The sequence below is a fragment of the Alteriqipengyuania triglochinis genome (assembly GCF_054655655.1).
This window is the reverse complement of the sequence record NZ_BAAHNC010000005.1, coordinates 93546-118697: the sequence shown is the minus strand read 5'-3', so window position 1 is coordinate 118697 and position 25152 is coordinate 93546. Positions and strand designations below refer to the sequence as shown.

Here is a 25152-nt window from a genome sequence, read left to right as displayed (position 1 = left end):
AGGGGGTTCGGGCTGTCACACATGCCCCCACTCGGCCGCGGGACAGCCACTGCTGGACGCGGACCGGCAGGCTCCGGCCGCGACTGGCAGTTGCACAAGCCCGGAAAACCGGGGTTTGCCCGTTTCCAAGGCGAGTCGCCCGAGTCTTCGTCGCCGCTGCTGCTGCGAGCCTCAGGTCACGCTCCCCCACCGCGCGAGGAACTGGATCAGGATTTCGACGCGGCTCGGCAGGCCTGCTGCCCGGCCGGTGTAGACGATGTGGAAGGGCTCGGTGAAACGCGCCGCCGGATCGAGGATGGTCAGATCCCCACTCTCCAGAAGGTCGCGGATGGCGAAGCGGGGCACGATGCCTTGCGCAGTGCCCGCCCTGACTGCGGCGATGATGGCGGCCCCGTCATTCGCAAGGAAGGGTGCCGGTACCTGCCGCCACTGCGCATCAATACGCGCATAGGACAGGCCGAAGAACGGCAACCCGGGGTTGTGCCCCGCCCTCACCAGCTCGGCGTCGCCGAGCGAGCGGGCATAGAGGCTTGAGTCGGGTAGCGGCCCCGCCCTGATCGCGACGTCGATCCCCGCTTCCGCCAGCGAGGAGACCCGGTCCGACAGGCACAGTTCCAGCCGGATGTCCGGATAGTCGGCGTGAAACCGCTTGAGCAGCGGCGCGAGGAGGAAACGGGCATAGACCCCGCTGGTGGCGATCCGCACCAGCCCCTCCGGCCGGTCGGCCGCCATGTCGCGCTCAAGCGCCGACAGTTCCGCCACGATCGCTCGCCCGCGCTGCGCAAAGGCGGCACCCGCCTCGGTCGGGGCGACACGGCGCGTGGTGCGATGGAACAGCGCGACGCCCAGCCGATCTTCGAGCCGCGCGATCGCCTTGCTGATCGCGGACGCCGTGCGGCCCGTACTGCGGGCGGCTTCGGAAAAGCTGCCGCCATCGATCACGGCGATCACCAGTTCGAGTTCGGCAAGGCGGTTGTTGGGCGCGATCATCGATGAATTCAATTCATAAGAGCTGGGCGAAACCGTGGTCTAATATCACAAGCCCGTGCGGACTATCCAACGGTTCCTCCACACGCCGGGACCGCCGATGACCGATTGCACACACCCTTCCCTCCCATCGACCGCGACGACCGACCATGCCCGATCCACCCCGTCCAGCCGGCGCGGCCTGATCGCGCTGGCGGCGGGATCCTTCGGGATCGGGCTGACCGAATTCGTCATCATGGGCCTGCTGCCGCAGGTCGCGCGCAGCCTCGACGTCGGGATCGCGAGCGCGGGCCTGCTGGTGGCGGGTTACGCCCTGGGGGTCGTCTTCGGCGGCCCCGTGCTGACGCTGGTGACCGCCAGAGCGTCGCGCAAGTTGGTGCTGCTGATGCTGATGGCGGTCTTCACGCTCGGCAACCTCGCCTGTGCGCTCGCCCCGACATACGCGGCCCTGATGCTGGCGCGGATCGTGACCGGGTTTGCGCATGGCACGTTCTTCGGGGTCGGCGCGATCGTGGCGCAGCAGCTGGTCCCGGCGGAGCGGAAAGGGTCGGCCATCGCGCTGATGTTCACCGGGCTGACGCTGGCCAACGTGCTCGGCGTGCCGTTCGGCACATGGATCGGACATGCCTGGGGCTGGCGCGCAACCTTTCTGATCATCTGCGTGCTCGGATTGCTCGCCCTTGCAGCCATCGCGCTGTGGGTACCGCGGCTGCCGGTCGAACGCACGCGGCGCAAGGCCCGCACCGAGCTGGCAGCCATGCTGGGCAAGGGACCGCTGCTGGGCTTTGCGATGACGGTGCTGGGCTTTGCCGGCGTCTTCCTGCTGTTCACCTATATCGCGACGGTGCTGACCCGGATGAGCGGGTTTGCGGACAGTGCGGTGGCGCCGCTGCTGCTGCTGTTCGGCGTCGGGCTGGTGGGCGGCAATCTGGCCGGCGGGTGGCTGGCCGACCGGAACCTGCGCCGTGCAGTCCTCGGCACACTGCTGGCGCTGGCGGCGACGCTGATCGTGTCACGCTGGGCCTTCGGCTCCATGCCCGGAGCGGCGCTGGCGATCGCGATGTTCGGCGCGGTGGCATTCGCCACCGTCGCTCCGCTGCAGGCATGGACAATCCGGCAGGCGCGCGGCGCGGACGAGGCACTGGCCTCCACCTTCAACATCTCGGCCTTCAATCTGGGCAATGCCATCGGCGCATGGATCGGCGGCTTCGTGCTGAGCGCCGGATGGGGCCTGCCCGCCCTCTTCTTCGTCGCCGCAGTCCCGCCGGCGCTGGCCGCGGCCATCGCTTTCCTGACCATCGAACCGGAGACTACACCATGAGACCTCGCAGGCCGCTTGCCACAGCACTTCCTTTCGCCCTCGCCGGGCTGACGATGCCCCAGGCCGCGCACGCCCAGGCTACTCACCCCAGTGACGATCAATGGGTTCCGCTATGGACGGCCAGCCCGCAGCGCGTGTGGGACGACGCGAGTTCCTTCTTCGAAACGGGGCTCCCTGCGCAAATCGAGGGAACGACGGTCGACCAGCCGCTCACGCTTGCGCTGCCGAGCGAGCATGTCCGGATCGAGTTCTCCAACCGCTACGGGGCTGGTCCGCTCGAACTGGCGGAAGGGACGGTGCGCTGTCTCGATGCGGGCGCGGGGAAAAGCATCGCACCGCTCACCTTCGCGCAATCGGCACGGGCAAGCGCGCCGGCCGGCACGACCGCTGTCAGCGACCCCGTCGCCATCGATGGCTGCCGCCGGATCGCCGTGCGGATTCGCTTTGCCGGAGAACACGGCGGCGACTTCCACTGGGACGCGCGCGAGACGAGCCGCTTCGTCACTACCGACGGGGCCGAGGGCACGACGACCGCCCGGCTCGCCCTCTCAGCCGTCTATGGCGATGCCGACGCGCGCGGAGTCGTGGTGGCGCTGGGCGACTCGATTACCGATGGCAACGGCGCGCCGGTGGATGCGATGGCCCGCTGGCCCGACTATCTGGCCCAGGATCTTGCCCCGGAGAATATCGCGGTGGTCAATGCCGGGATATCGGGCAACCGCCTGCTCTCGCCCGGCATGGGGCAGCCGGTGCGGGAAAGGCTCGCGAGCGAGGTCTTCGCGCTGCCGAGAGCGGACACGGTCGTGGTCCTGATCGGGACCAACGACATCGCCTGGCCCGGCACGCCCTTTCGGCCCGACGAGCCGATGGTGACGCTCGGCGCGTTGCAGGACGGGGTGCGCAGCCTGATCGCGCAGGCGGAGCTTCACGGCACCCGGATGATCCTTTCCACCATCGCGCCCTTCGGCGATGCGCTGCCCGGCACGCCGATGGAGGGCAATTACTGGACGCCAGAAAAGGACGCGTTGCGCCGGGCGTTCAACGACTGGCTGCGCGCCCATCACGGATCGGCCACGCTGTTCGATCTCGACCGGCTGCTCGCCGATCCGGCCGATCCGGCGCGGCTTCGGCCCGCCTACGACAGCGGCGACCGGCTGCATCCCGGAGCGCAGGGCAACCGTGCGATCGCCGATGCGTTGGTGACACTCATCCAGTCAGGAGACAGACATTGAAACTCGACCTTTCGGGCCGTTCGGCCCTCGTGACCGGTTCCACCGCCGGGATCGGCTTCGCAGCTGCCAAGGCGCTGGCCGATTGCGGCGCGCGCGTGTTCGTCAACGGGCGCGATGAAAGCCGCACCGCCGAGGCTGCCGGGCGCATAGCGGCCGGCGCACAGCCCGTGGCCGGCGATGTCGGCACGGCGGAAGGGTGCAAGGCGATCCACGCCGCCACCGGCCCGGTCGACATCCTCGTCAACAATGCCGGGATTTTCGAGTCGGTCGATTTCTTCGATACCGACGACGAGACGTGGGATCGCCACTGGCAGGTCAATGTGATGAGCGCGGTGCGGCTGTCGCGCGCCTATGCCCCGGCGATGATGGAGAAGGGCTGGGGCCGAATCGTGATGCTGGGCTCCGAAAGCGCGTTCAACATCCCGGCCGAGATGATCCATTACGGCGTGAGCAAGACCGCCGACGTCGCGTTCGCGCGCGGTCTAGCGAAACAGCTGGCGGGGACCGGGGTGACGGTCAACTCGGTCCTGCCGGGGCCGACGCTGTCCGAGGGGCTGGAAGACATGCTCGCCGAACGGGCCGCGCATAGCGACAGATCACTGGAGGAGGTCGCGGCCGACTTCGTGATGGAAAACCGCCCCACTTCGATCATCCAGCGCGCGGCGAGTGTCGAGGAAGTGGCCAACATGATCGCCTATGTCGCATCGCCGCTGTCCAGCGCCACCACCGGCGCTTCGCTGCGTGTCGATGGGGGCGTGGTGGACAGCCTGTAGCGGCGGGGCCGCTCAGCCGGCGAGGATGGCCTGCGCTAGTTCCTCCGGATGGGTTAGCGCGATCATGTGCGGGGCATCGGGGATCACGGCGACATCCGGGGCGAGCCGTCGCATCAGTTCGGGCGGGGTCGAGCGGTCGACCTCGCCCGCGATGAGCGACAGGCGCGGCTCGAGCCTGTCGAGCCGGTCTTCGAGCGAGAGCGTCGCCAGCACGCGCCAGGCGGCGGCCCATTCCTCGGGCGAGGCCGCGCCCACACAGTTGCGCGCATAGCGGGTCGGCCAGTCGTTGCGCGCGAGATCGCCGGGCCGGAACCAGCGCGTCAGGCTGGGGGCGATCTGCGCCTCCAGCCCGTCGTTCTCGGCCGCCTGCGCGCGCTCTTCGAAGGCGGGAAACGACCATGCCGTCGCCGCGATCATGGTGAGGTCGCGGACCAGATCGGGCCGTTGCAAGCCTAGTTCGAGCACGATCGATCCGCCGAGCGAGAGGCCCGTAACGTGTGCGCGCTCTATCCCCAGCCGGTCGAGCAGGTCTGCAATGTCTGCCGCGTAATGCGCCAGATCCGCGACCTGGGGCGCCCCCGCCGCTGTGCCGAAGCCGCGCAGGTCCAGCGCGATCACCCGGTGATGCGGCACGAGATGCGGGATCACTCCCGACCACATACGCCAGTCCAGCCCCAGCGCATGCAGCAGGACCATCGGCGGTTTCTCCCCGCCGCTGTCGAACAGTGCGGTCGTATGATCGCGCAGAGCGAAGGCGCGCGCGGTGAGCAGGGACTCCCCGCGTTCGGAGACGACCTCTTCGATCAGGCGCGCCATTGTCAGCGCGCGCGGATAGCCGGCATAGACCGAAACATGCTCCGCACTTGCCATCACCTCGGCGGGTGACAGGCCGCAATCGAGTGCGAACCCGATATGCGTGCGCAGCTGCGCCTCGCACCCGCCCAGCGCGCCCAGCATGGCGATGGTCTCCAGTTCCCGCTCGGCGACCCCCAGCCCGGCATCGGCGATGACCGACCCGAACGCATGGGCGACCAGATTGCTCGCCAGCCGCGGGCTGCGGGCGGCGGTGGCCGAGAGGATGCTCTCCATCGCGCCACCGGTGACCCGGCGCATCGCCAGCGCGCCAATCTTTGCCGACTGGTCGGGGACGGCTGCGAACGCGCTCATGCGTTCACCCCCTTCATCCCTTCGGCCGTGTAGCGTTCGCCCACGAATGTGCCGGGGGCATAGGCGCTATCGAGCCGGTCGATATCGTCGGCGGACAGAGTCAGGCTGGCTGCGGCGATGTTCTGTTCGAGGTAGGCCAGCCGTTTGGTGCCCGGAATCGCGAACACGCCCTTGGCGAGCACCCATGCCAGCGCGACCTGCGCCGGGGTCGCCTCGCGGCGGTCGGCAATCGCCGAAAGAGTTGCGAGGCGGGCCCTGTTGGCCTCCAGCGCTTCCTCGCCAAAGCGCGGAGCCTGCCGACGGAAATCGTCTTCGGCGAGGGTCTCGCGGTCGATCGCGCCGGAAAGCAGCCCCCGGCCGAGCGGACTATAGGCGACGAATGCCACCCCCAGCTCGCGGCAGGTAGGCAGGACTTCGGCCTCCATGTCGCGGGTCGTCAGCGAATATTCGCTCTGCACTGCGGCGACCGGATGGACCGCGTGCGCGCGCCGCAGGGTCTCGGCGGAAACCTCGCTCAGGCCGATGCGTGCGATCTTGCCTGCGGTGACTAGGTCGGCGAGCACACCCATCGTCTCCTCGATGTCGCGACCGGCTTCGGCGCGGTGGACGTAATAGAGGTCGATCCGCTCGACGCCGAGGCGCGTCAGCGACCCATCGCAGGCCTGCCGGATATAGTCCGGGCTGTTGTCGATCGTCCGCGCATATTCGCCCGGCTGCTTGCGGATGCCGAACTTGGTCGCGACGAAGGCCTCTGCGCGCCCCTGCTTCAGGAAGCGCGCGAGCAGCTCTTCATTATGGCCATTGCCGTACATGTCGGCGGTATCGAACATGCGGACGCCCAGCTCGTAGGCGCGATCGAGCACCGCCAGCGACTGCGCATCGTCGGTCTGGCCGTAGAATTCGGACATGCCCATGCAGCCGAGGCCAAGCTGGGGGAGCTGCGGGCCGTCGGTGCCGAGGGGAAGCGGGGGGATCATGATAAAGGCTCCTGTGTATATCTGTGCGCCATTCTAGGCCCTTCGCAGCGCCGCGAAATTGCATGCTTTCGCACTCCATCTGTGCAAAAACGATCAGATGAACTGGGATGATCTGCGCATCCTCGCGGCGCTGGAGCGCGAGGGATCGCTGGCTGCGGCAGCGCGGCGGCTCGGGGTGAACCATGCCACCGTTTCACGCCGGATTGCCGCGCTCGAAGGGGATCTCGGCCAGCGGTTGATCCGCCGCCTCGCGCGCTCGACGCCGCTGACCGAGAAGGGGCGGGAGATCGCGGCCATCGCGCGGGAAATGGAACGGGGTGCTCAGAAGGTCGCGCGCGTCGGCCACGCAGCGCAGGGCACGCTGACCGGAACAGTGCGCCTGACCGCCCCACCCGTCCTCGTCAGCGAAATCATCATCCCTGCGCTGGGCGCGCTGCGCTCCGCCCATCCCGACCTGCGGATAGTGCTATCGGCAAACTCGCATATTGCCTCGCTCGATCGCGGACAGGCGGACCTTGCCGTGCGGATGGTCGAACCGCAGGGCCAGCAGAACATCGTGCGCCGAATCGGGCAGGTCGATTTCGCCCTCTACGGCGTCCAGCGGATTGCGAAACAGCCGCCGCAGGAGTGGCGCTTCATCGCCTTCGACGAAACGCTCGCCCATCTCGCGCAGCAAAGGTGGCTGGAGGAATATGCGGGCAGTCGACCGCTCGACCTGCTGACCGGCGATTTCCACTCGCAGTTCGCGGCCGCGCGCGCCGGGCTGGGGGTGGCGCTGCTGCCGTGCATCATGGGCGATGCCTGCCCCGATCTCGAACGGCTTGCGCCCGACCAGCCTGGCGCGCGGCCGGTGTGGCTGGTGATCCACGCGGATCTGCGCGACGCACCCGCCGTACGCGCGGTCGCCGACATGCTGGTCGCTGCGTTTGCCGCCCGGTAGCGCCCCGTCGGATCCGCGCTCCGGTCACAGCGTCTCGAGAAACGCGACCACCGCCTCGCGCTCTTCCCGCGTCAGCTCCAGCGGTTCGAGCAGGGGATCGAGCTGCGGACGGGGCGCATCGGGATCGGTTCGCGATGCGGGACGCTTCTCCCGCACCCCGCCCGCGTTGTAGATATTCACCACGCCCATCAGCGAGGGGAACAGCCCGTTGTGCATATAGGGCCCGGTCCGCCCGACCGCGCGCAGGCTGGGCGTCCGGAAGCGACCGACATCCGCGCCCTCTCCGGTGACGCCGTAGCGGCCCAGATCCTCGTATGTGCGCCCATAATACGTGAGGCCGATATTGTGATAGCGCCCATCGCTCAGGAGCGGGCCACTGTGGCAGCTGGCGCAGCCCGCCTTCGTCCGGAACAGGTGCAGGCCCTCCAGCTCCTGGTCGGTGAACACGTCGGGCCCGCGCGCGAGCATCAGGTCCCACTTGCTGCGCGGCGGACGGAGCGTCTTCTGGAAGGCGGCGATCGCTTCGAGGATGCGGTCGATACCGATCGGTTCGGCGCCGTAGATCTGGGCGAACTTGGCCCGGTAGTGCGGATCGGCATTGATCCGCCGCTCGATCTCGCCGACCTCGCCCGCCATCTCGATCGGGTTGGTCATCGCCGCGAGCGCCTGTTCCTCGAGCGTGTCGGCGCGCCCGTCCCAGAAGAGTTCGTGCATGAAGCCTGCGGTGAAGATCTGCTGGGCGTTCCGCGTGCCGCGCTGGCGTCCATGACCGAAGGAGGTCCGCAGGCCATCGCCCATGCCCAGCTCACGCGCGTGGCAACTGGCGCAGGCGAAGTGCCCCGAGGCGGACAGGCGCGGTTCGTTGAACAGCGCCTGCCCCAGTTCAGCGAGCGCGGCCTCCCTGCCTTCCAGCTTGGGCCGGGGCGGCAGCGGGCCGAATTCCTCGAACACCGCGCCTTCGCCGAGCTGCGGGCGCGGCCATTGCTCCGGCGGGCCGGAATAGAGCTCGCGCAGTTCCTGCGGTGGAGGGACCGCGTTGTGGCCAGTTCCTGCCGCCATCAGGAAGACCCCGATGGCGAGCAGGAAGACAAGCGAGGAGGGTTTGCGCGGCAGCGACACGACGCGTCAGAACCGGAACTTCGCGCCGACCCATGCCGAGCGACCGAGCTGGTAGGGATTGCTCGTGCTGATGTAATCGGTCGCCGGGACCGTATCGAGCAGGTTGGTGACCCGCGCATCGAGGATCAGCGTGCCATAGCGCGAGCGGACCACTTCCGCCTGCGCGTTGAGATCGACATCGATGCTGTCGGGATAGTGCGCCAGATCGTAGACATCGTGGCGAATGCCATCGATCACCTCGTTGATGCCCGTGTCCTCGATCCGATCGAAGCTCCCCCGATAATGCACGCTCAGGTTGGTCTTGAGCCTGGCGTCGAGCCAGCTGGACGACCAGGTGGCGTTGGCGAGGATCGGCGAGGCGAAGTTGAGCGCCTGGTTCATGTCGCGGATGTCGAAGGTGGTATATTGCTCGCCTTGGTAAAGGACGGGCTCATCCTCGAAGAGGACGTTATCGACGTTGGCCGTGTAATCGGGATTGGTCCGCTTCGTCTTCGAATAGTTCGCGCTGAGCACGACGGCGTGCCTGCCGAAGCTGCGCGACCATTCGAGCGAGACGCCGCGATAGCGGGTCGTGCCGGCATTGGTCATCTCGTAGAAGCGGTAGGTGGTGCCGGTGCCGTCGCCATTGTCGACCACGTCGTCCCGCCGCGGGGAGCGTGCGAACTCGTTCTCCCCGTTGCGCAGGATGCCCTTGAGACGCGCTGTCCCGCCCAGCACCTTGCCGCTGACGGCGGCGGTGAGTTCGTCAGAATAAGGCGTGTCGAGATCGGAGTCGCGATAGCCGACGGCTGAGGTCACCCGATAGAGATACCAGTCATCGTCCGAATATTGCAGCGTGCCATCGGTAGCGGTCCCGTTTCGGCGCCACAGCGACCAGTCCGGCACCTGCTCGCGGATCGCATAGGTGACCATGCTCCGGCCGTAATAGCGGTTGGCACCAAGACTGATTTCCACGTCGCTACCCGGAACACGATAGGATGCGGCAAGGCGCGGTGCGAACACGTGATTACCGAGGAAGCTCTCGTAGTCGTAGCGCACGCCGCCCCGCAGGGTCAGCGCATCGATGCGCAGCAGCGCCTCGGTCCAGACCCCCACACTGTCGAGCGCGATGTCGATGTCGTGCTCGGGATAGACGTTATACTGGGTGAGCGCATAGGAGCCGGTCTCGCACGCAAGGCCCTGATCGCCGACGCACACGATGTCCGGATCGACATCGGCCCTGCTATACATCCGCGCTTCTTCGGGCCGTGTGTTGGCTGCATCGAGATGTTCGTAGTCGATGCCCCCGCGAAGCTGGAGATGGCTGCCTAGAAACGCGTCGAAGCTCGCATCGAGGACGTAGCTGTTCTGGCTCTGGTCGAAATCGCCGATCCCGCCGGTCGAGCAATTCCGGCTGTCGCAAAAGTCCCCCGCGCCCGTTCCGGAATCGATGCTGTAGTGGAATTGTTCGGCCTCGCGGCCCGTGTCCGAATGCGAAAAGGCGCCCGACAGCTTCCAGCTGACATCCCCTTCATGTTCGAGCCCGAGCTTGGCGGTGATGCCGCCTCCGTGGGAGTCGACGGTCGAATTGACGGCGACGGGCGTGGACGAAGTGCTGCTGTAGGGGCTGTAGACGAACTGCCCGGTCAGCTTCGTGTCGGGCGTGATATCGAGCAGGCCCTTCACCAGGACATTATCGCTGATGCTGCGGAACTGGCGCGCCCCGCCCCCGTAATTCGCGCCCGCGTAGTTGATCACCCACGCTTCGGACCGGTTGTAGCCCAGCAGCAGGGAAGCATCCTGCGAGACAGGCAGGTCGATCGTCGCGCCATAGCGCCACTTGTCGAACTCGGGCTGCTGCGGAAGCTCGCGCCCCGCTTCCTCGAAAGCGTCGCGGGCGGCCTTCGATATCTTGTAGTGGGACAGGCCGTCATTGCTGTGGGACACAGTAGCCGTGACGCCGAGGATGCGGCGCGGATCGCGGGTCTGGATGTCGACCGAGCCGCCGGTGAATTCGCCATATTCGGCCGATATGTTCGAATCGAGCACCGTGACGCTGCCGACCAGCTCGGAATCGACCCACAGCGCCTGCGCGCTTGGCCCGGCGAGTTCGAACAGGCTCTGCGGATTGTCGTTCGTGACGTCGAGCCGGGAGTTCACGCCGATCCCGTCGACGGTGAAATTGTTATCGTAATAGTGCCCGCCGGAAATCGAGATTTGAGCCGGGCGAATGTCCTGAATGGACTCGCGCGTGGCGATGCCCCGGTTCCGGTCGAACTGCGCCGTCGGCAGGATCCTCAGCAACTCGTTGACATCGCCCGAGCCGGGCGAGCGGATTTCGATATCCTGCCGCTCGATCCGCGTAACGCCGGAGTCCACACCGCTGCCCAGTTCCACCGGCGGGGCGACTTCGTCCCCCTCCGCCACGACTTCGGGCAAAGCTTCGGGCTCTTCGACCCCCGCCGTCTGCTGCGCCTGCGCGGCCCCGCTCCACAGCGTTGCGGTGGCAAGGGCTATAACGGCTGCGTGTGTCTTCATTTCGGTCTGTCCCCGTCGATTTACGATCTGGAGGCGCCTCTAACATCCGCATGCGTTATTGCAACGCATTATCATTAGGGTTTGCAAGTGCCTGAGTTGCGGCACCGGGAAGGTGCGAAATCGCAGACCGGACGGTGGCAAAGGACCGCGGTCGAAGCGCTCCACACACCTGCGCGCATCATTCGCGCTGCCGATAGGTCATCGGGATCTGGAAGCTTCGCGGTTCCCCGCGCGGCGGGCGCGGAAAGGGCGCTCCGGCGGCCAGATGGCGAAGCGCGATGCGATCGAGGACACTATGCCCCGAAGACCGAACGATCCGCCTATCACGCAGCCGCCCATGCGGATCGATGGTGAAGGCCACCACCACGGTCCCGGCCAAACGCTGTCGGCGCAGAACCTGTTCGTAGCGCTGTTCGCGCCTGATCCGCCGGTGAATCGCCTGCCCGTACGCATCATCCCCTTCCGCGCCGGTGGCGGACGCGCCTCCCTCTGCTGAAGCGGAGGAGCCTTGCGCCTCCTCCGCATAACCGGAATCGCTGCTTCCCTGCGCCACTGCGAGCGACGAAACCGCAGGCATCGCGCGTGGCGCTGCCCCCGTGATCGCGAGCGGAACGACCTGCGGCGCAATCTGCGTCTCCACCTGCTCAAGGAGAGGCACCGGAGCGGTGCGGCCGAACGTCGCGGGAGCGGGCGGGCGCGCTTCCTGCGCCGGATCGCCATCGCCCTGCGGTGGCGTCGGCGCGTCTTCGGGGCGCGGCGATTCGATCCGCTCGGCCTGCGGAAGGGCAAAGCTGACCAGCCTGCCCTCGGCCGCGCCCTCCCGTTCCACGATCACATCCAGCGTAAGCAGGCCGACACACAGCGCGCCCGGCACCGCAAGGGCGAGGAGCACGGACGAAAAGCGCTCGGTTGGACTCAGATAGGATGGTGCTCGAAACATTGTTCGCGCGAGCCGATAAGCGACTGCAGTTGAAATTGCGAATCGCTTTCATTTGCTGCGCGACATCTTCTCCCCGGCCCTCCCCGATGGCGATCCGAATGGAGATTGCGCGGCAAGTAGCCGCGAGCCAGCGGTTGCCCCGCAATCAGCGGATTACGCGCGCCATTCGGAGCGGTTTCGTCCAGCACCTTTCGCCGCGTACAGCGCCTTGTCCACGGCCTCCAGAACGGCGCGGCGATCCTCCGCGCTGTCTTCGACGTCGCCTGGGATCATCATGGCCCCGGCACTCACGGTCAGCGTCCCGATGGGGCTCTTGGCATGGGGAATGCCGATCCGCGCCACCGCTCGCACCGCCCCCTCGACAACGCTGCGCCCACCGCCGATGGCCGGACAGGGAATGATCGCCGCGATCTCCTCCCCGCCATAGCGGTAGATCGAGGCGCCGGGCAAAGCCGCGCAGAGCTGCGACACCACCCTTTCAAGCGCCCGATCGCCGGCCACATGGCCGTAGTGATCGTTGAAAGGCTTGAAAAAATCGACATCGAACAGCGCCAGCGCGATGGCGGTGCCCGCCCGCGCATCCAGCGTGGCCTGGCGCAGATCCTCGTCGAAGGCCCGCCTGTTCAGCGCGCCGGTCAGCGAATCCCTGCGGCCCTGGTCGCGCAGCTGGCGGTTGGCGCGTTCGAGCTCCATAGTTCTTCTGGCAACCTTGCGTTCCAGCCCGGCCCGCATGTCTTCGACCTTTTCGGCCATCTGGCGGAAACTGCGCGCGAGCGTTCCGATCTCGTCGTCCCGGCCCACCGGCAGATCGTGCGCGCTGCCCGCGATCGAGCGGTAGTGCCCCTCCGCCACGTAGTGCGAAGCCTGCGTCATCTTCCGGATCGGCGCGGAAACGCTGGTTCGCAGCACGATGATCGCGGTCAGGATGAAGGCGCCGAACAACAGGGCGATGAGGACAAGGATCGACCCGGCCGACCGCAGCGCACGCGCCTCCACCTGCGCGGGCGGGTGGATGGTGACCAGCCACCAGCCCGGCCCGTCGATGCGGGCGCTGGCGATGTAGACATCCAGATCGGGATCGAACACGACGCTCGCCTCGCCGGCTTCGTCGGGATCGGCCTGCATCAACCGGCGATAGATCCTGCCCAGCGTCGGATTGTCCGTCTTGGATATCTCGATCTGCCCGGCATCTTTGGCAAGTCCGTCGAGGTGACTGGGATAAGCCACCAGCCTGCCATCGCGCGACAGGATCAGGTCGTAGGTTCCGTCGGGCGCGCCTTCGGAGACATCGTCGATCAGCGCGGTCAGGCTGACGTCCATGCTCGGCGTAAAGAGATGGCGCCCTTCCCGATCGACCGGCCTCTGGTAGGTGATCGTCCAGTTCGATGCCGTCGCGTCGTAATAGAGGCCGGTCCACACCGGGCGACGATCGGGATTATGAGCCTGCAGCGTGGAGCGCAGTACAGAGCCTTCGATCATGTTCAGATCGCTCGCCGCATCGAGGCCCCATGCCTTTTCGGGCCAGTACATGATCAGCGCATTTTCCGGCAGGCTGGCATGCACGTTCGCCAGATCGGCCGAGGCGCCCGGCCCGAACCGCGCCACGATTTCGTAGGTCAGCATGAGTCGCCGCTGCAGTTCGGGCGTCAGAGGCGGCCGGTCGCGTGCGACGATGCCCGACACGCCCGTGCTGCCGGGCAACACGCCCTTCCCGTCGCGATTGCCAGAAAAATACTCGGGCCGAAGGCGGATCGTGCCGTCGCCGGGGCGGTCGAAATAGTCGGAAAAGTCGGCCGGGGACGCGACATCGGGATTGGCATAGAGGGCGAGGAAACTCTCGGCCATGCGATCGGCCAGTTCCTCCGCGAGCAAAAAGCGCCGGCTCTCGTAACGTCCGCGCAGTTCGATCTGCGTCTTCCACTCGGCGATCAGCGTCTCCTCCGCCTCGTGCTTGGCGGCATGGAAGGAATACAGCGCAACGATCCCGGTCGCGCAGAACGCCAGAACGATCATCCGCAAGGCCGCCTTGCGCGCCAAGGACACGCGACGGCGACTGAAAGCCTCTTCGACGTGCCGGCCAACCTCGCCGGGAACAGGAATGCCTTCGTGCCTCACAGATCTCCGGTCCTCACAGTCGTGTCGTCCCCAGCGGTCGGCCGGGCTGGCTATTGGGCCATGGTTAACATCGCGTAAGGGCGGGCGCAGACAGCGCGCCAACAGGCAGTGCGCCCAGAGACTCTGGGCAACCGCAGGGCAAGCGCTTCTCTGCCGCAAGCCGATCTGGCATGGCCGGGGCATGACCGTCGAAACGCGCACCTCCGGCCCAGCGGCCGAAGCTTCCCCGCCCTTGCTCGACAAGCTGCACGAAGTGTTCGGATTCCGGTCGTTCCGGGGTGTCCAGCAGCAGGTCGTCGACCGGATCATGGCGTCCCGGTCCACCCTGGCCGTGATGCCCACCGGGGCCGGCAAGTCGCTGACCTACCAGCTGCCCGCCACGCTGCTGGAGGGGACCTGCGTGGTGATCAGCCCGCTGATCGCGCTGATGCACGACCAGCTGCGCAGCGCGAGCGCCAATGGCATCCGCGCCGCCACGCTGACCAGTGCGGACGAGAACCGCGCCGAGACGGTCCAGCGCTTGCGCGCGGGCGAGCTCGACCTGCTTTACGTCGCGCCCGAACGCGCGAGCCAGGGGCATTTCCGCGATCTGCTCTCGCAATGCAAAATCTCGCTGTTCGCGATCGACGAGGCGCATTGCGTGTCCGAATGGGGGCACGATTTCCGGCCCGATTACCGCCTGCTGCGCCCACTGATGGACCAGTTTCCCGAGGTGCCGCGCCTTGCGCTGACCGCGACGGCGGATGCGCATACGCGAAGCGACATCCTGACCCAGCTCGGGATCGCGCCCGAGGGGCTGATCGTCGCCGGGTTCGACCGGCCGAACATCCGCTACACCATCCGTCCGCGCAATTCGCTGACCCAGCAGCTGCGTCAACTGCTCGCCGAAAATCCCGGCCCCGGCATCGTCTACGCGCAGACCCGTGCGGCGACCGAGCGACTGGCTGCGTCCCTCTCCGACGGAAAGCGCGAGGTGCGCTGCTATCACGCAGGCCTGCCGCCCGAAGTGCGTGCCGCCAATCAGGCGGCGTTCGTCGCGAGCGAGAACATGGTGATCTGTGCCACGGTCGCCTTCGGCATGGGGATCGACAAGCCCGACGTGCGCTTCGTCGCCCATGCCGGCCTGCCCAAGTCGATCGAATCCTATTACCAGGAAACCGGCCGCGCCGGGCGCGATGGCGACCCTGCCACGGCGGAGCTGTTCTGGGGTGCCGAGGACTTCGCCAAGGCGCGGATGCGGATCGGCGAGGTTGGCGAGGCGCGCCAGCAGGGCGAGCGCGCGCGGCTGGCGGCGCTGGGCGCGCTGGTCGAGACTGCCGGATGCCGGCGCGCAATCCTGCTGCGCCATTTCGGCGAGAACCCGCCCGAGACCTGCGGCAATTGCGACAATTGCCTCAATCCGCCCAAGGCGGTCGATGCTACGGTCGTGGCGCAGAAATACCTCTCGGCCGTCGCGCGAACGCGGCAGATGTACGGCGCGGGCTATGTCGAGAGCATCCTCACCGGCCAGTCGAGCGAGCGCAGCCGGTCGCAGGGGCACGACAAGCTATCGGTCTTCGGCATCGTCGAGGGGGAGGAAGCCGCACTGCTCAAGCCGGTCCACCGCGCGCTGCTGGTGCGCGGCGCGCTGCTGCCGACCGAGCACGGCGGGATGATGCTGGGCCCCGAAGCACGCGGTTTCCTGAAGGGGGAGGAGCCGCTCGATCTGGTGATCCCACCCAAGCGGGCAGGCGGAAAGCGCGCCGGGCGCGGTGCTGGCTCCGGTCAGGAGCTCAACCCCGTTGGCGATCCGCTGTTCGATGCGCTGCGTGCATTGCGGCGCGATCTGGCGAAGGAAAACCAGGTGCCGCCCTACGTCATCTTCCACGATTCGGTGCTGCGCGACATGGCCGGATTGCGCCCGCAGACCCGCGCGCTGCTGGGCGAGCTGCCCGGCATCGGGGCGAAGAAGCTGGACGCCTATGGCGACGCCTTCCTCGAAGTTATCCGGCAGCACGAGCGATAGCGATCGCCGGACTGCGGCCCCGCGACCAGAAACCCGCGCGCTAGAGATAGGCCCCGCGATCGAGCCGTCCGCTGGCGCGGAGCAGCGCCGCCTGCGCGATCAGCACGTCGCTGCGCGCGCGGGCGAGCGCCAGCTGGGCGCTGCGATAGCTCTGTTCGGCCAGCAGGATATCGATCGTCGAGCGCAGGCCGAACTCGTATTCCGCGCGCACCCCGTCGAGCGCGAGCTGCGCGGCGGCGAGCCCGTCCACGCTCGCCTGTTCGCGTCGTCCGGCCGCCTCGAGCGCGGCCCATGCAGTCTCGACCGAGCGCATCGTCTCGCGCGCTTCGGCCAGCACCGCATATTCGTCCGCGCGCCGGATCGCTTCGGCTTCGCGCACCTGCGAGGCGACCAGCCCGCCGGTGAACAGCGGGATCCGCAGCGTCAGGCCCATGCTGGCAGCACTGTCGTAGCTGCGCAAATCTCCGCCCGTCTCGTGCAGGCCGCGCCCGAAGGCACCGGCGAGGTCGACGCTCGGCGCACCTTCGGCGCGGGCGCGGGCGATGCGCGCTTGGGACGCCTCGGCGACGCGCAGCCGTTCGAGAAGGCGTGGGTTGGCCTGCTCGGCAGAGGCGCGCGCGGCGGCCAGATCGGCAGGAAGCAGCGCGGGCGGCGGCACGGCGGCCGCCAGTTCGCCCGGAGCCTCCCCCACCACCGCGCGGTAGCCCGCCCGGGCGCTGGCCAGCGCGGCTTCGGCATCGGCGAGATTGGCAATGACGCTCGATCGCTGCGCCTCGAGCTGGGCGACGTCGGTGCGGGTCGCCTCGCCCATGTCGAAGCGCGATTGCGCCTCGCCAACCTGCCGGTCGAGCCGCTCGATCCCGATCCGCGCGACCTCGACCTCTTCCTGCGCGAACAGCAGGTCGGCATAGGCCGCAACCACGCGTTCGAGCATCGCGGCCTCGCTGTCGCGCACGCTCTCTTCGCCCGCCGCGACGTCGAAGGAGGCGGCACGGACGGCGGAGGAGACGCGCCCGCCGGTCCAGATCGGCATGGCCGCGCGCAGATCGGCGCTGCCCGCGCTGCCGTAGCCGAGATCGTCATGGCCGCCATCGACGCTGGCGGAGATCGTTGGACGGCCTTGCGCACGCTCCTGTTCGGGCTGCTCCTCCAGCGCGTCCTGTCGCGCACGAGCCTCGGCCAGCGTGGGGTTGGTGGCATAGGCCGCCGCGATCGCCTCGCGCAGCGTCTCGGCATGCGCCGCGCCGCTGGGCAGCAGCACCGCGCCGGCGAGCAGGGCGGCCCTGATCAGCGCGCCCCTAGTCATGACGCAGCGCCCAGGCCGGTGCGGTGCGGCTTGCGCGGAGCGACTGGCCGAGCACGGTCAGCACCGCAATCGCGATCGCGATCACGCTGGCGGCGATGAAGAACACCGGCGACAGGGCGATCCGGTCGTCGAACCCGGCCAGCCAGGTGCGCATCGCGTAGTATGCCAGCGGCCAGGCGATCAGGTTGGCAATGATGACCGGGCGCAGGAACTGGCCGACCAACAGCTTCACGATGTCGCTCGCCGACGCGCCGAGCGACTTGCGGATGCCGATCTCCTTTGTGCGCCGCGCGGTGTTGAAGGAGGCAAGCCCCCACAGGCCGACCACGCCGATCAGCACGGCGAGCCCGGCGCCGATGGCGAAAAGCCGCGCGGTCCGCTCGTCGTCTTCGTAAAAGGTTTCGAGCCGTTCGTCGGCGGTTTCCATCCCGAGCGGAAGCGCTCCGGCACTTTGTTGCCAGGCGGCCTCCACAGCGGCCTGCACAGGGCGCGGATCGCCCGTGAACCGCAGCGTAGGGATGGCGAAATCGGGAAGCTGGCTCTTGTAGACGTAGAAGGTCGGCCCGATTTCGGCGCGCGCCGACGTGTACCGCACATTGTCGACCACACCGATGATGGTGCGCGGCTGACCTTCGCCCACGACCTTGCCGATCGAGTCTTCGGGCGAATCGAAGCCGAGAACGGGCACGGCGTTGCGGTTGATGACAATGTTGAAGTTGCCCTCTCCGTCGGTATCGGTCGCGTCGTCGCGGCCGAATTCGGGGCTGAACACCCGGCCGGCGAGAGTCTCGATGCCGTAGGTTTCGAAGAACTTGTCCCCGACATCGATCTTGCGCAGGCTCGGGCCAAGTCCGGGCACGCCGGGCAGCTGGATGTTTTCGCCCGTATTGCTACCGCTGCCGCCCGCCGCCATCGTCGCGGAAGTGGCCGCGGTCACCTGCGGAATTTCGCGGAAGCGCGCCATCAGCGTGCCGCGCGCCGCAGCATCGAGCCCGGGATCGTTGAAGGTGCTCATCACCAGCAGGCCTTCGCGGTCGAAACCGAGTTCGGCGTTCCGGACGTAGCTGGTCTGCGCCATCATGACGGCGGTGCCGATCATGAAAGCGATCGACAGGCCGAACTGGAACACCACCAGCGCTTCGCGCACCCGTGTGCCGCCCTTGCCACCGCCCGGCGAGCGCGAGGAGGCGAGCACGGCGGCAGGCTGAAACCGCGACACGACCATCGCCGGATAGAAGCCCGCCAGCATTCCTGCGACGATCGCCAGCACGACCAGGGCAGGGACGACCAGCGCGTAGGGAATGTCGAGTGACAGCCCGCCTGCCGAATTGACGAAGGGTAGCCCCAGCTCTGCCAGAATCAGCCCGAGGAGCGAGGCGATGGCGACCGTCAGGATCGCTTCTCCCATGAATTGGCGCATCACCTTGCCGCGATCCGCGCCCAGCACCTTCCGCATCGCGACCTCGCGTGCCCTCAGGCCGGACCGTGCGGTGGCAAGATTGACGTAATTGGTGAGCGCGATCAGCAGCGTGACGAGCCCCACGATGCCGAGAGTGGCAACGGTCTGGCGTAGACTGTCGGATATGCCGAGATGAAAGCCGGCAATCGGTTCGACCACGTAGGACAGCATCCCATCCGGGTCCTCGCCGAGGTCGTCGCCATGCTGGCGAACGAAAGCAGGCATCTTCTCCAGGAAGCCCTGTGCATCCGCGACCCTATCGAAACGCACGTAGGTGTAGGCGCTGAGCGCGCCGAGATTGCGCTGCTCGGCGATCTCATCCGGCGTCGTCGGTTGTTCGAACGGGACCAGCATCGTGAAATCGAGATGCGTGTTTTCCGGCAGATCGCGCAGGATCGCAGCGACGGTGTAGTTCGTCGGGCCATCGTCGCGAGAAATCGTGATGGTCTGTCCTATCGCATCGCCCGAGGGGAAGTAGCGTTCGGCCGCGCTTTGGGTCAGCACCGCATTCTGCGGCGACTTGAGCGCGTCGCGCGAGCCGCCTGCCAGCTCGAGCCGGAAGAAATCCAGAAAGCCGGGAGCGACCGGAGCGATATCCTCTCCGGTTCCGACTCCGCCCTGGATCACGGTGCCATAGGCGGGCATGATCTTGGTACCTTCGAGGTCGGGGTCGGTCTCCCGGAGCATCTCGAGCAGGGCCGTCGGGGTCTGCGGAGTCATCCCGTCGAACGGGCTCCCGGGCAGGTTCCAGTCGCCCTGAACCATGTAGAGATTCTCATGATCCGGAACCCAGCGATCATAGCTGGTCTCGAACCGGACATAAAGGCCGAGCACGATGAACACGGCGATGCCGATCGCGAGCCCGCCGATATTGAGCGCAGCGTAGAGCTTGTGCCGGGTGAGCGAGCGATAGAGCGAGAGCAAGGCGAAGCGGTTCATGGCTGGGTTCCGGTAGTGGATCGGTTCAATCGCAGGAGGCGCTGGCCTCGCCGCCCTTGCTGAGCGTGCAGGTCGCCCCGCCGGTGACGCGGATGCTGCTCACGCCCGAGGCCGAGAGCGCGGCGGTCCGGCTGGCATGGGCCCTGATCGAGGCAGTGCCCGAAGCGGTGGCGGTGACCTGCGGGGCCAGGAGGTCGCGCGTGTCCGCCTCGCTCGCACCGCTGCTGCCGATCGCAACCACCTGGGCCGCTCCGGCGATGTTCGCTTCCGAGGCACCGGAGAGGTCGAGCGCGACGGTGTCCGCCGTGATCGATGTGGCCCGCAGTTCGGACGCGCCGGAGAGGTGCAACTCGGCCTCGCCGATCTCGAGTCCGGTCAGGTCGAGCGCGCTTGCGCCGGAAAGCTCTGCTTCGAAGCGGGGCCCGGAGAAACGTTCGATGGCCATGCGCGTCGCACCGGACAGCTCGATCTCGCGCAGCGCCGGCAGCGTGATCTCGATCGCGATCGGGACGTAGCCATCCTTGCAACCGCCCTTCTTGCGGTCGAGCGTCAGCCGGGTCCCGTGCGTCTCGGCTTCGAGCACCGCAAGGTCGCGCTGGGTGCCGCGGACGGTCACCACGAAGGAAGCGCCCGGCCGCACGGTGGCTTCGTCGCAGCTCGAGAGCCTGATGGTGTCGAATCCGTCCAGCGTGAGCACGCCGCCGACCTTCTCGGCGCTTTGCGGAGAGGCGGTCGGTTTGGGCTGCCCATGCGCGTCGGCGGCGCAGGCGATCAGCGGGAGAGCGAGAAGCGAAAGCGTAAGTTTGCGGATCATGGGAGCTGTCCTTGAGTCAGATGGCGCGCATGGCGCTGGCAACGATGCGGCCGTCGAGCATGTCGATCCGGCGCTTCGCCATGTCGGCGTGGCTGGGCGAGTGGGTGACCATTACGATGGTCGCGCCGCCGTCGTTGAGCGCGGTGAGAATGTTCATCACCTGCTCGCCATTGGCGGTGTCGAGATTGCCGGTCGGCTCGTCCGCCAGGATCAGTTTCGGCTCGCCGACGATCGCGCGGGCGATGGCGGCGCGCTGCTGCTGGCCGCCCGATAGCTGGTGCGGGAAATGGCGCGCGCGGTGGGCGATGCCGACCGTGTCCATCGCCGCGGCGACCCGGTCGCCCTTGTTGCCGTCGACGTCCTTGCGATAGGCGAGGCCCAGCGCGACGTTCTCCTCGATCGTCAATTCGTCGATCAGATTGAAGCTCTGGAACACGAAGCCGAGCTGCGCGCCGCGAAACTTCGCCAACGCCTTCTCGTCCATCGCAGCTAGGTCGGTGTCGCCGAACCAGTAATGGCCCGAGGTCGGCCGGTCGATCGTGCCCAGCGTGTTGAGCAGGGTCGATTTGCCGCAGCCCGACGGGCCCATGATGGCGAGGAATTCGCCCTCGGCGACTTCGAGGTTCACATCGACGAGCGCGGTCGTCTCGACCTCGTCCGATGCGTAGCGGCGTTCGATATTCTCGAGCTTGATCACGAAGGTCTTCCCTCTTTTCAGCGGATATTGATGGTGTCGCCCTTCACCCGGGCGAGATTGCTGGTGACGATGCGCTGGCCCGGCTCGAGGCCCGACAGGATCTCGACCTGGCGCGGATTGCGGCGGCCGATGTTCACGCTCACGCGGCGCGCGTGGTCGCCATCGGGACCGAGCACGAAGACTGAGGAGCCGCCTTCGGTCAGCCAGCCGCCGGTCGGGGCGATCAGCGCGGGCTTCGACGCGCCAAGCGTGATCCGAACGTCGAGGGTCTGCCCGCGATTGAGGTCCTGCTTCGGCATGGTCTCGAAGGTCAGCTCGACGCGGAAGCGCCCGTCCCTCACAGTCGGTAGAACCTTGGATACGGTCAGCGTCGCACCGTCCGAAGTGCGCGCTTTCTGGCCGAGCTCGACCCGGCCGAGGTAATACTCGTCGACTTCGGCTTCGAGCTTCCACGCACCTTCGCTGTCGACCTGTCCGGCCGGGTCGCCCGGCGCGAGCGTCTCGCCCGGCTGGAGTTCGAAATTGGTGAGGCGTCCGGCCATCGGCGCGCGGATCGTCAGCGCATCCAGGCTGCCGCGCACGGCGGCGAGATTGTTCTGCAAGCGCGCGCGGGTGGCGTCGAGCATCTGGCCCTGCGTCGCGGTGATCCCGGCTTCGGTAGCACGGCCCCTTCGCAGCTGGGCGAGGCGCTGGGTCTGGTAATCGACCTCCTCCTGATAGCTCTTCACCCCCGCATCGGAGACGAAGCCCTTTTCGTGCAGCTGGCGGCGGATATCGAGATCGCGGCGCGCGCGGATCAGGTCGTATTCGGCGGCGGCGACCTGCCCGGCGCGATCGACCTTCGAGCGCTGGATGCCGAGGTTCTCGCCCGCCACCCCGCCGAGCTGGCTGGCGATCTGGGCCTCCTGGCTGAGCACGGTGAGTTCGAGGTCGGGATTGGCGAGCCGGGCGAGCGGCTGGCCCTTCGTGACCAGCGCGCCGTCCTGCACGAACAGCTCCTCCACCTGCCCACCGCTCATCACGCCGACCAGCGTGGTGGTCGCGGGTACGACGCTGGCGCGCACCGGCAGGTAGTCGTCGAACGCGGTGCGCGTCACTTCGGCGGTCTGGAGCTCGTCGGCATCGACATCGGTCGATCCGGTGGCGGGCATCGCGCGCCATCCGACGATCGCGATCGCAATCACTGCGATCCCGATCAGGAAACGCCTGTCGCGCCACCACGGCGCACGCGTCTTTTCGACCTTGCGATCCATCGCTGCGCCCGGTGCAGGAGACGGCGTCGGCGAGGACAAAGTGTTGGACTGTTCGGCTGTCTGCGTCATCATGCAGCCATTATCGCCGAACCCGGCCGAAAGACCTAAAGCACTATGATTGCACGATATTCTCGCATCACCGCCGCGCCAGACCGTCCGTCATCGGACACGGTGTCCGCAAATGGACACCCGCGCGACGGGTCAAGCCGAAAGGCAAGCCTCGCGATTCTGCTGATCGACGACCGGCCCGAAGTCGCCACCGCCATGGAGATCGCCTTTCGCATGGCGGGGCACGATCTCACCGTGGCGCACGATCCCGAGGAGGCCTTCTCGCAGCTCGCGCGCTCCCGGTTCGACGGGATCGTGCTCGACCTCAATTTCTCTCCCGGCAAGAGCGACGGGAAGGAAGGGCTCGCCTGCCTCGAACGGATCATGGCCGACGATCCGGCAGCATGCGTGGTGGTGCTGACCGCACATGGCGGCGTGCGCATGGCGGTCGCCGCCATGCAGGCGGGCGCCCGCGACTTCGCGGTCAAGCCGTGGAACAATGCCGATCTGGTCGCCAAGGTCGAAGCTGCGGTGGCGCGCGCGCCCCTCGCCCCACCCGCACCAGCCGACACCCTCTCGCCGGACCGCGAGGCTGCGCCCGCTCGGATCCTCGGCGAGAGTGCGACGATCGAGCAATTGCGCCAGATGATCCGCCGCGTCGGGCCGACCATGGCGGGCGTCGCGATCACCGGCCCTTCGGGTGCGGGGCGCATGCTCGCCGCGCTCGCGGTTCACGCAGCTTCCGCCGATGCCGCGAACGCACCGCTCAGGATCGACCTGCGCGAGGACCACGCGCTCGACTCTCTGGACGCGGCGACGGGCAGCGCGATCCTGCGTTTTCCCGACCGGCTGGACGAGCTGGCGCAGGATCGCCTCGCGACGCTCCTGTCCGATCGGATTCGCCCGATCGCGATCGTCGATCGGATCGATGCGCTCACCCCGACGCTGCGCCGCCGGATTGCGACGATGGAGCTGGCCGTGCCGCCGCTGGCGCAGCGCCGCGACGACATTGCGCTGCTTGCGCGCCATTTCGCCACCAATGCGGCGACCCGCTTCGGGCGCCCCGCGCCGCGCCTCACCCAGGCCGCCGAGAGCGCCTTGCGCGAAGCCGACTGGCCGGACGAGGTGCGCGGCCTCGCCGCGGCGATCGAACGGGCGGTGCTACTGTCGGACGATGGCACGATCGACACCGGGGCGCTGGCGCTCGGCATGCATGCACCGTCCGCTGCGGCGGGCGAAGGCGACCGGTCCAGTTACGATCTCGACCGGTCGGAAAAGGCGATGATCGCCGCCGCGCTGGCCGAACATCATCACAATGTCAGCCACGCGGCCAAGGCGCTGGGGCTCAGCCGCGGGGCGCTTTACCGGCGGATGGAGCGCCACGGGCTATGAAGCTGTACCATCGGCGCGGATGGCGGGCGGCGGCGCTGGGCGTGGGGTTGCTCGCCAGCGCACTGGTCGCCGCCTTCGCTTGGGATTCGGGCCGCTGGGCCCTGCTGACGGGGGCGGTGCTGGCCGGGGTCTGGGCGTTGGCGCTCGCCTGGTGGAACGCCGCGCTGATGCCCTCGCGCCCACCCGAGGTCGGGAGCGATGCCGAGGACGAGGCGGCGGCGGTCCATCGCCTGCTGCTCGATGCCGCGCCCACGCCGCTGCTGGCGCTCGACCGCGATACCGCCCGCGTGCTCAACCGCGCCGCGCGCACGATCTTCGGCGCCGACGACCGGATCGTGCCCCCGCCCGCCGCGCTGCTCGACCCCGCTGCCGCCACGCTGCGCCACGAGGGGCGGCTGTGGCGGATCGACCGGGTCGAAGCCTCGACCGGGGTGACCGTGGCCGCGCTGATCGACGTCGAGCGCGAGGAGCTTGCCGCCGAAGCGCGTGCCAGTGCGGACCTGATCGAGGTGCTGGGGCACGAATTGCTCAACAGCCTGGCGCCCATCGTGTCGCTGGCCGAAAGCGCGGAGGCGGCGGCGGCGCAGGAACCGGTCGACACCGCGCTGCTGGCCGAGATTCTCGGCCCGCTCGCCCGCCGTGCCGAAGGCCTGCAGCGCTTCGCCACCGACTATCGCGCGCTTGCACGCCTGCCCGAGCCGATCCGTGCGCACGTCCCGCTCGCTCAATTCGCGCAGGATCTGGCGCACCTGTTCGCCCGGCGCTGGCCCGATGCCGCGCTGACGCTCGAGCTGGGCGGGGAGAGCGAATGGCCGATGGACCGCGACCAGATGCATCAGGCGGTCTGGGCGCTGCTGAACAATGCCGCCGAAGCCGCGCGCCTTGCCGAGACGCCGCAAGTGGGCGTGTCCTTCACGCGCGAGGACCATCGGCTGGCGATCATCGTTACCGATAATGGCGCGGGCGTGCCGCCCGAAAGCGCGGCGCTGATCTTCCGCCCGTTCCACACGACCAAGCCCGAAGGATCGGGCATCGGCCTCTCGCTCGCGCGGCAGATCGCCCGCGGCCATGGCGGCGCACTCGAACTGACCGGCGCCCACCCGACCGCGTTCCGGATCAGTCTGCCGCAGGCAGAGTGATGAATTTTGGGA

The 25152-nt window shown here is 67.8% G+C and carries 19 protein-coding genes; 7 read left to right on the top strand and 12 right to left on the bottom strand.

All coding sequences use genetic code 11. The features are described from left to right. Positions 1–171 precede the first annotated feature (171 nt). A complete protein-coding gene (locus ACYQ0L_RS13980; protein WP_459789952.1) occupies positions 172–990 on the bottom strand; it encodes a LysR family transcriptional regulator in 819 nt (272 codons plus the stop codon). A gap of 97 nt (positions 991–1087) precedes the next feature. On the opposite strand from ACYQ0L_RS13980, the gene ACYQ0L_RS13975 reads away from it, so the two are divergent. Genes ACYQ0L_RS13975 through ACYQ0L_RS13965 form a run of 3 tightly spaced genes read left to right on the top strand, consistent with a single transcriptional unit; the run spans position 1088 to position 4313 of the window. Next, positions 1088–2308, top strand: coding sequence for an MFS transporter (locus ACYQ0L_RS13975; protein ID WP_459789951.1), 1221 nt, complete (start codon positions 1088–1090; stop codon positions 2306–2308). Next, the gene (locus ACYQ0L_RS13970) at positions 2305–3540 is read left to right on the top strand and encodes a GDSL-type esterase/lipase family protein (protein ID WP_459789950.1); all 1236 of its coding nucleotides are present in this window, start codon (positions 2305–2307) and stop codon (positions 3538–3540) included. The genes ACYQ0L_RS13975 and ACYQ0L_RS13970 overlap by 4 nt, the downstream gene beginning before the upstream one ends. Beyond that, entirely contained in the window at positions 3537–4313 is a 777-nt protein-coding gene (locus ACYQ0L_RS13965) for an SDR family NAD(P)-dependent oxidoreductase (protein ID WP_459789949.1), read from the top strand. Before ACYQ0L_RS13970 ends, ACYQ0L_RS13965 begins: the two co-directional genes overlap by 4 nt. A 12-nt stretch (positions 4314–4325) precedes the next feature. On the opposite strand, the gene ACYQ0L_RS13960 is transcribed toward ACYQ0L_RS13965, so the two are convergent. After that, a complete protein-coding gene (locus tag ACYQ0L_RS13960; RefSeq protein WP_459789948.1) occupies positions 4326–5480 on the bottom strand; it encodes an alpha/beta hydrolase in 1155 nt (384 codons plus the stop codon). Continuing rightward, entirely contained in the window at positions 5477–6457 is a 981-nt protein-coding gene (locus ACYQ0L_RS13955) for an aldo/keto reductase (RefSeq protein ID WP_459789946.1), read from the bottom strand. Before ACYQ0L_RS13955 ends, ACYQ0L_RS13960 begins: the two co-directional genes overlap by 4 nt. Positions 6458–6554: 97 nt before the next feature. Here ACYQ0L_RS13955 and ACYQ0L_RS13950 point away from each other — a divergent pair, with 97 nt between their 5' ends. Continuing rightward, entirely contained in the window at positions 6555–7397 is an 843-nt protein-coding gene (locus ACYQ0L_RS13950) for a LysR family transcriptional regulator (RefSeq protein ID WP_459789945.1), read from the top strand. 24 nt (positions 7398–7421) lie between these two features. Here the strand turns inward: ACYQ0L_RS13950 and ACYQ0L_RS13945 are convergent, their stop codons facing one another. From ACYQ0L_RS13945 to ACYQ0L_RS13930, 4 genes are all read right to left on the bottom strand, one after another. Next, a complete protein-coding gene (locus tag ACYQ0L_RS13945; protein ID WP_459789944.1) occupies positions 7422–8516 on the bottom strand; it encodes a cytochrome-c peroxidase in 1095 nt (364 codons plus the stop codon). 6 nt (positions 8517–8522) lie between these two features. Next, positions 8523–11033 (bottom strand): TonB-dependent receptor plug domain-containing protein, encoded by a 2511-nt coding sequence (locus tag ACYQ0L_RS13940; RefSeq protein WP_459789943.1) that lies wholly within the window; start codon positions 11031–11033, stop codon positions 8523–8525. Positions 11034–11211: 178 nt separating this feature from the next. Then, positions 11212–11925 carry an energy transducer TonB family protein gene (locus tag ACYQ0L_RS13935; protein WP_459789942.1) on the bottom strand — a complete coding sequence of 238 codons (714 nt, stop codon included), beginning with the start codon at positions 11923–11925 and terminating at the stop codon, positions 11212–11214. 201 nt (positions 11926–12126) lie between these two features. Next, positions 12127–13986 carry a diguanylate cyclase gene (locus tag ACYQ0L_RS13930; RefSeq protein ID WP_459789941.1) on the bottom strand — a complete coding sequence of 620 codons (1860 nt, stop codon included), beginning with the start codon at positions 13984–13986 and terminating at the stop codon, positions 12127–12129. A 283-nt stretch (positions 13987–14269) separates the two neighbouring features. Here ACYQ0L_RS13930 and recQ point away from each other — a divergent pair, with 283 nt between their 5' ends. Then, positions 14270–16093 carry a DNA helicase RecQ gene (gene recQ / locus ACYQ0L_RS13925; RefSeq protein WP_459789940.1) on the top strand — a complete coding sequence of 608 codons (1824 nt, stop codon included), beginning with the start codon at positions 14270–14272 and terminating at the stop codon, positions 16091–16093. A gap of 40 nt (positions 16094–16133) precedes the next feature. Here recQ and ACYQ0L_RS13920 read toward each other — a convergent pair whose 3' ends face one another. The 5 genes from ACYQ0L_RS13920 to ACYQ0L_RS13900 are packed head-to-tail and all read right to left on the bottom strand — an operon-like array spanning position 16134 to position 22633. Next, a complete protein-coding gene (locus tag ACYQ0L_RS13920) occupies positions 16134–17399 on the bottom strand; it encodes a TolC family outer membrane protein (RefSeq protein ID WP_459789939.1) in 1266 nt (421 codons plus the stop codon). Beyond that, positions 17392–19797, bottom strand: coding sequence for an FtsX-like permease family protein (locus ACYQ0L_RS13915; protein ID WP_459789938.1), 2406 nt, complete (start codon positions 19795–19797; stop codon positions 17392–17394). The genes ACYQ0L_RS13920 and ACYQ0L_RS13915 overlap by 8 nt, the downstream gene beginning before the upstream one ends. A gap of 25 nt (positions 19798–19822) precedes the next feature. Then, positions 19823–20611: a GIN domain-containing protein gene (locus tag ACYQ0L_RS13910; RefSeq protein ID WP_459789937.1), complete on the bottom strand. Its 789-nt coding sequence runs from the start codon at positions 20609–20611 to the stop codon at positions 19823–19825. Between the two features lie 16 nt (positions 20612–20627). Further along, the gene (locus tag ACYQ0L_RS13905) at positions 20628–21308 is read right to left on the bottom strand and encodes an ABC transporter ATP-binding protein (RefSeq protein ID WP_459789936.1); all 681 of its coding nucleotides are present in this window, start codon (positions 21306–21308) and stop codon (positions 20628–20630) included. 17 nt (positions 21309–21325) lie between these two features. Further along, entirely contained in the window at positions 21326–22633 is a 1308-nt protein-coding gene (locus ACYQ0L_RS13900; RefSeq protein ID WP_459789935.1) for an efflux RND transporter periplasmic adaptor subunit, read from the bottom strand. Between the two features lie 99 nt (positions 22634–22732). On the opposite strand from ACYQ0L_RS13900, the gene ACYQ0L_RS13895 reads away from it, so the two are divergent. Together ACYQ0L_RS13895 and ACYQ0L_RS13890 are read left to right on the top strand one after the other, a co-directional pair. Further along, positions 22733–24001, top strand: coding sequence for a sigma-54-dependent transcriptional regulator (locus tag ACYQ0L_RS13895; RefSeq protein WP_459789934.1), 1269 nt, complete (start codon positions 22733–22735; stop codon positions 23999–24001). Then, positions 23998–25140: a sensor histidine kinase gene (locus ACYQ0L_RS13890; protein ID WP_459789932.1), complete on the top strand. Its 1143-nt coding sequence runs from the start codon at positions 23998–24000 to the stop codon at positions 25138–25140. Before ACYQ0L_RS13895 ends, ACYQ0L_RS13890 begins: the two co-directional genes overlap by 4 nt. The last annotated feature ends 12 nt before the right edge of the window (positions 25141–25152 follow it).

What these genes read in the sequence shown, in the direction of transcription:
- ACYQ0L_RS13910 (WP_459789937.1), bottom strand. Translation starts at nt 20,611, where the DNA reads ATGATCCGCAAACTTACGCTTTCGCTTCTCGCTCTCCCGCTGATCGCC.
- ACYQ0L_RS13930 (WP_459789941.1), bottom strand. Translation starts at nt 13,986, where the DNA reads ATGATCGTTCTGGCGTTCTGCGCGACCGGGATCGTTGCGCTGTATTCC.
- ACYQ0L_RS13980 (WP_459789952.1), bottom strand. Translation starts at nt 990, where the DNA reads ATGATCGCGCCCAACAACCGCCTTGCCGAACTCGAACTGGTGATCGCC.
- ACYQ0L_RS13900 (WP_459789935.1), bottom strand. Translation starts at nt 22,633, where the DNA reads ATGATGACGCAGACAGCCGAACAGTCCAACACTTTGTCCTCGCCGACG.
- ACYQ0L_RS13955 (WP_459789946.1), bottom strand. Translation starts at nt 6,457, where the DNA reads ATGATCCCCCCGCTTCCCCTCGGCACCGACGGCCCGCAGCTCCCCCAG.
- ACYQ0L_RS13950 (WP_459789945.1), top strand. Translation starts at nt 6,555, where the DNA reads ATGAACTGGGATGATCTGCGCATCCTCGCGGCGCTGGAGCGCGAGGGA.
- recQ (WP_459789940.1), top strand. Translation starts at nt 14,270, where the DNA reads ATGACCGTCGAAACGCGCACCTCCGGCCCAGCGGCCGAAGCTTCCCCG.
- ACYQ0L_RS13960 (WP_459789948.1), bottom strand. Translation starts at nt 5,480, where the DNA reads ATGAGCGCGTTCGCAGCCGTCCCCGACCAGTCGGCAAAGATTGGCGCG.
- ACYQ0L_RS13975 (WP_459789951.1), top strand. Translation starts at nt 1,088, where the DNA reads ATGACCGATTGCACACACCCTTCCCTCCCATCGACCGCGACGACCGAC.
- ACYQ0L_RS13915 (WP_459789938.1), bottom strand. Translation starts at nt 19,797, where the DNA reads ATGAACCGCTTCGCCTTGCTCTCGCTCTATCGCTCGCTCACCCGGCAC.
- ACYQ0L_RS13940 (WP_459789943.1), bottom strand. Translation starts at nt 11,033, where the DNA reads ATGAAGACACACGCAGCCGTTATAGCCCTTGCCACCGCAACGCTGTGG.
- ACYQ0L_RS13970 (WP_459789950.1), top strand. Translation starts at nt 2,305, where the DNA reads ATGAGACCTCGCAGGCCGCTTGCCACAGCACTTCCTTTCGCCCTCGCC.
- ACYQ0L_RS13920 (WP_459789939.1), bottom strand. Translation starts at nt 17,399, where the DNA reads ATGACTAGGGGCGCGCTGATCAGGGCCGCCCTGCTCGCCGGCGCGGTG.
- ACYQ0L_RS13890 (WP_459789932.1), top strand. Translation starts at nt 23,998, where the DNA reads ATGAAGCTGTACCATCGGCGCGGATGGCGGGCGGCGGCGCTGGGCGTG.